The organism is Enterobacter sp. 03-F-07-AD-ECC, from assembly GCF_047530935.1.
Classification (GTDB): domain Bacteria; phylum Pseudomonadota; class Gammaproteobacteria; order Enterobacterales; family Enterobacteriaceae; genus Enterobacter; species Enterobacter cloacae.
In genome coordinates, this window is record NZ_JBLKBZ010000064.1 from 1 (window position 1) to 1,657 (window position 1,657).

The following is a 1,657-nucleotide window of genomic DNA, read 5'->3' on the forward strand; positions in this document are numbered from 1 at the left end:
CCTAAATTCCACGTGTGTTTTTTATTAGCTTCAAAAATCACTATTTCACGAAGAATTTAGACTGCTTCTCACACATTGTAACATTATTTACAACCACCTTTCAATCATTTTTGATAAATCATTGATTTCATCTTTGCTGCAATGATACTTAATAAACTCTGCAAGTTATCCACAGAGCAACACTCAATTTTATTGATGATATTCTTATTATACCAGACATTTTTCATACACTCCCTTGTACGGATAGTTTTCCGACAACTTCATGATTACATATCTTGCGGTTTTGATTATTTTTGCTGCAAGAAATACATACTTCAAACGAAAGGTCTTTATTTGCTGTCTGTATTCTGAAGAGTCCAAGGAATCAAACTTGAACAACAAAAATAGGTTATATGAAAGCATCATCATTTGAAACACGGCTTCATTCGCCCAAAATGACTTTAGCAAGAGATGACCCACCGCCATGTCGTATTTGGCTTCTTTGATATAGTTTTCAGCATTACCACGCTTTTCATAGTATATAACTATTTTTTCAGAAAGCAAGGTAGTATTTGTTACAAAGAAAAAGTAGTCGTATTCGGAACCTTCTAAAAGTGATAATTGTGCTCTTTCTTTTTCTGGTTTCAGTACGCGAGATACGACAAATCTTCTGTCTTTTTCCCATTTAACTAATTTTGTATACAGTTCTGTAGTTTCTCTACCTTCTTCTCCTTTAACGAATACAATTGATGAATTCGTTGCTTGTGAGGTGAGTGTAGAATAACTTTTGGCTTTAATTAAATATTTGCATCCAAGAGATTCTATCGTTTCGATAATTTTTTCATCAAAGTAGCCACTATCCATTCGAAATAAAATTTCTAAATCGTCTGATTTGATGTTAGCAACAATTTCTTTGATCATTTCCGCAGCACCGTTTGCAGTGTAAGTATTGCCACTTCTTACAAATCCGGTAACATATGCTTTTAATTCGTCGCAAAATGCAAATTGGATATTGTAGCATCGGTTTCCCAGTTTCTTAGGATTATATCCTTTTGACGCACCTTCTTGATGACCTTCTACGTTAATTACACTACTATCAATATCAATCGTAATGGATGTCAATTTACTTTTAGTGAGCAGTTTTTTAAAGACTTTAAAATTAATGTCTCTAAACATTTGGGTTGTCTTGAAGTTGAAGTTTCCTAGAAACCGTGACACTGTTTCAGGTTCTTTTACGGAAATATCAAACTCGTTGACGAGGGGATCATTTTGAAGTAGCTTTAGACGTTCTAACTTATCAATGCCAATGAAGTGACCGCAGAGCATGGTCTTTATATGATTCATCTTGATTTTATTTGTTGAGTCATTATCAAATACGAGGTCATTTTCAATAAAATCAAAAATCCCATTGCTTTTTGCATTCTCAAGGAGCAGAAAAAGACCTGCATTTGATGTTAGATTCTTAGCTTTGAAATCAATTTTATTAATCATAATTAGAACCCCTTTTTACTACTTTTCTTACTATTATTTTACCATATATCGAGTCATAAAAGCTGATAATTTAACATATTTTTGAGCACTTTTCTTTCACCCAATGGGTGAAAGCTGAATTTCGAAGGAATGCATATTTATCAAGGCTTTGATTATGCTTTTTGAAGTACTGACGTAGAATCTAGGT

The 1,657-nt window shown here is 33.1% G+C and carries 1 protein-coding gene; it reads right to left on the reverse strand.

What is annotated here, in order from left to right:
- Nucleotides 1-207 precede the first annotated feature (207 nt).
- Nucleotides 208-1,470: an IS1380-like element ISEcp1 family transposase gene (locus ACMWKA_RS25630; RefSeq protein ID WP_414760695.1), complete on the reverse strand. Its 1,263-nt coding sequence runs from the start codon at nt 1,468-1,470 to the stop codon at nt 208-210.
- Between the last annotated feature and the right edge of the window lie 187 nt (nt 1,471-1,657).